Source organism: Streptomyces hirsutus (assembly GCF_001418415.1).
Classification (GTDB): Bacteria; Actinomycetota; Actinomycetes; order Streptomycetales; family Streptomycetaceae; genus Streptomyces; species Streptomyces hirsutus.
Window position 1 is genome coordinate 1 of sequence record NZ_LIQT01000703.1, and the last position, 3537, is coordinate 3537.

Sequence of the window (3537 nt, forward strand, 5' to 3'; positions counted from 1 at the left end):
CCACATGTTGAGGACGACGACCTTGCCCTGGAAGTCGGCGACGTCGAGGTGTTCGCCCTCGAGCGTCTTGCCGGACAGTTCGGGCGCGGCGGCGCGCTCGCCCTTGGCGGCGGTGGAGATGCCGTCGGTGCCGGTGACGAAGTTGGTGTTGCCGCCCCCGCCGGACGTTCCGCCGGAGCCGCACGCGGTGAGCAGCAGTGCGGCCACCGCGGCGCCGGCGGTCAGGGCGGCACGGCGGCGGGCGCGGGGGCGGGCACCGCGAGCAGCGCCTGATATGCGGGTTTCCGCCCGCAAGGGGGGTGCCCAAGATCCCCGGAACGGACATGCGAAACTTTTCACATGAGTGCCGCCAGCCGCGCCCCCCAGCGCTCGAACCGCGCCACCGGCGTTTGTGACACCGGTGCCCGTGCCGCCCGCGTACGTCCCCCGCGCGCCCGCGCCCGCCGCCGTGCCGCCCTGACCGCCGGCGCCGCGGTGGCCGCACTGCTGCTCACCGCGTGCGGCTCCGGCGGAACGTCCGGCGGGGGCGGCAACACCAACTTCGTCACCGGCACCGACGGCATCTCCACCGCCGCCAAGGGCGAGCGCGCCGCCGCGCCCGAACTGTCCGGCAAGACGCTCGAGGGCGAACACCTCGACGTCGCCGACTTCCAGGGCAAGGTCGTCGTCCTCAACATGTGGGGCTCCTGGTGCAACCCGTGCCGCGCGGAGGCCAAGTACTTCGCCAAGGTGTCCGAGGACTACGCCGACCAGGACGTGCAGTTCGTCGGCATCAACACCCGCGACAGCACCACCGGCGCGGCGCTCGCCTTCGAGAAGGACTTCGGCATCACCTACCCGAGCCTGTACGACCCCACGGGCAAGCTGATGCTCCGCTTCGAGAAGGGCACCCTCAACCCGCAGGCGATCCCCTCCACCCTGATCCTGGACCGGGACGGCGGGATCGCGGCCCGCTCACTGACCGCACTCAGCGAGGAACGGCTGCTGAAGATGCTCGAGCCGGTCCTCGCGGAGAAGTGACGTGACCGCCCTCACCACGCTCGCGGCCGACGTGGGCTCCCTCGCCGCCGGGACGGGACACCTCGCCACCGAGTCCGTCTACAACGGCACGGTGCTCAACGGCGCCCTGCTGGTGGCGCTGCCCATCGCCCTGCTCGGCGGGCTCGTCTCCTTCTTCTCGCCCTGCGTCCTGCCGCTGGTCCCCGGCTACCTCTCCTACGTCACCGGCGTGTCCGGCACCGACCTGGCCGAGGCCCGGCGCGGCCGGATGGTCGCCGGCGCCTCGCTCTTCGTCCTCGGCTTCACCGTCGTGTTCGTCTCCGGCGGGGCCTTCTTCGGCTACTTCGGGCAGACGCTGCAGGAACAGTCGGGCATCCTCACCAAGGTGCTCGGCGTCCTCATGATCCTCATGGGCGTCTTCTTCATGGGGATGATGCCCTGGCTGACCCAGCGTGAGTTCCGCTTCCACAAGCGTCCGGCGGCCGGACTGGCCGGCGCGCCCGTCCTCGGCGCCCTCTTCGGCATCGGCTGGACGCCCTGCATCGGCCCCACCCTCGCCTCCGTGCTGACGCTCTCCGCACAGCAGGAGAGCGCCGGACGCGGGGCCGTACTGACCGTCGCGTACTGTCTGGGGCTGGGTCTGCCCTTCGTCCTCGCGGCCGTGGCCTTCCGCAAGGCCCTCGGCGCCTTCGGCTGGGTCAAGCGGCACTACGTCTGGGTCATGCGGATCGGCGGCACGATGATGATCGTGACCGGAGTGCTGCTGCTCACCGGTGTGTGGGACAGCCTCGTGATGGAGATGCAGACCTGGTCCAACGGCTTCACTGTGGGGATCTGACGGCGATGAGCACGACATCCGAAACCGGGCCGGGACACACCCCGGCGGGATCCGAGGGCGACGCGGCCGACACCGCCGCCCGGGAGCAGGACCAGGACCTGGGCGCCGCCGGCTCCCAGCTGTCCACCGCCCCCAAGGAGGACCTGCCGAACCTGCCCGCCCTGGGCGTCATCGGCTGGGCCCGCTGGTTCTGGCGGCAGCTCACCTCCATGCGGGTCGCGCTGCTGCTGCTCCTGCTGCTGTCGCTCGCCGCGATCCCCGGCTCGCTGATCCCGCAGACCGGTGTCGACGAGACCCGGGTCGCCGACTTCCGCGAGCAGCACGATTTCCTCGCACCGGTCTACGACAAGCTCGGCCTGTTCAACGTCTACAGCTCGGTGTGGTTCTCGGCGATCTACATCCTGCTGTTCATCTCCCTCATCGGCTGCATCGCGCCCCGCACCCTGCAGTTCGTCGGCCAGCTGCGCGGACGCCCGCCGGGCGCCCCCAAACGCCTGACCCGGCTGCCCGCGTACACCACCTGGCGCACCGAGGCCGACCCCGAGCAGGTCCGCGAGGCCGCGCTCGCCCTGCTGAAGAAGCGCCGCTTCCGCGCCCACCTCGCCGGTGACGCCGTCGCCGCCGAGAAGGGCTATCTGCGCGAGGCGGGCAACCTCGCCTTCCACCTCGCCCTGATCGTGATGCTGATCGCCTTCGCCTGGGGCCAGCTGTTCAAGTCCGAGGGCAACAAGCTGATCGTCGAGGGCAACGGCTTCGCCAACACGCTCACGCAGTACGACGACTTCAAGTCCGGCAACCTCTTCGACGTCGCCGACCTGGAACCGTTCAGCTTCGACGTGAAGTCCTTCACCGGCACCTACGAGCGCAGCGGCCCCAACAAGGGAACGCCGCGCACCTACGAGACCGAGCTCGTCTACACCGAGGGCGCCTACGGCGAGGAGAAGACGACCACCGTCAAGGTGAACGAACCGCTGGTGATCGGTGACTCCAGGATCTACCTCGTCAGCCACGGCTACGCGCCCGTGATCACCGTCCGCGACGGCGACGGCAAGGTCGTCTTCAAGGACGCCGTGCCCCTGCTGCCGCTCGACTCCAACGTCACCTCCTCCGGCGTGGTCAAGGTCCTCGACGGCTACCGCAACGCCGAGGGCAAGAAGGAACAGCTCGGCTTCAACGCCTTCTTCGTGCCCACCTTCGGCGGCTCCCAGAGCGGCACGATGCTCTCCCAGTTCCCGGGCCTCGACTATCCCGTACTCGCCCTGTCCGCCTACCACGGCGACCTGAAGGCCGACTCCGGCATTCCGCAGAGCGTGTACCAGATGGACAAGACCAAGATGAAGGAGTTCAAGGACTCCGACGGCGAGCTGTTCAAGAAGATGCTGACGCCCGGCGAGACCATGACCCTCCCGGGCGGGGCGGGCTCGGTCACCTTCGAGAAGGAGGTCAGGGAGTGGGCCGGCTTCCAGATGGTCCAGGAGCCGGGCGGCGGCTGGGCCCTCGGCGGCGCCCTCGTCGCCATCGCCGGTCTGGCCGGCTCCCTGTTCATCCAGCGGCGCCGGGTGTGGGTGCGCGCGGTCGAGGGCCCCGACGGCGTCACCGTCGTCGAGATGGCCGGGCTCGGCCGCAGCGAGTCCGCCACCGTGCCCGAGGAACTCGGCGACCTCGCCGGAATCCTCTACGACCCCGCCCCGGACCCCGAC

Annotated in this window: 3 protein-coding genes and 1 pseudogene; 3 read left to right on the forward strand and 1 reads right to left on the reverse strand. The window is 70.1% G+C overall.

All coding sequences use genetic code 11. From position 1 onward, the window contains the following. Positions 1-294: pseudogene (locus AOK11_RS37640) on the reverse strand (peroxiredoxin family protein); the annotation flags it as partial. A gap of 45 nt (positions 295-339) precedes the next feature. On the opposite strand from AOK11_RS37640, the gene AOK11_RS37645 reads away from it, so the two are divergent. The 3 genes from AOK11_RS37645 to resB all read left to right on the forward strand — a co-directional run. Beyond that, a complete protein-coding gene (locus AOK11_RS37645) occupies positions 340-1020 on the forward strand; it encodes a TlpA family protein disulfide reductase (RefSeq protein WP_055598114.1) in 681 nt (226 codons plus the stop codon). A 1-nt stretch (position 1021) separates the two neighbouring features. Beyond that, positions 1022-1837, forward strand: a complete 816-nt coding sequence (locus AOK11_RS37650; protein ID WP_381029918.1) for a cytochrome c biogenesis CcdA family protein — start codon at positions 1022-1024, stop codon at positions 1835-1837. Between the two features lie 5 nt (positions 1838-1842). Continuing rightward, the coding region (gene resB, locus AOK11_RS37655; protein ID WP_079035331.1) for a cytochrome c biogenesis protein ResB at positions 1843-3537 on the forward strand (1695 nt) is incomplete at its 3' end.

Excerpts from the sequence above, each read along its gene's own strand:
- AOK11_RS37645 (WP_055598114.1), top strand. The coding sequence starts at position 340 with ATGAGTGCCGCCAGCCGCGCCCCCCAGCGCTCGAACCGCGCCACCGGC.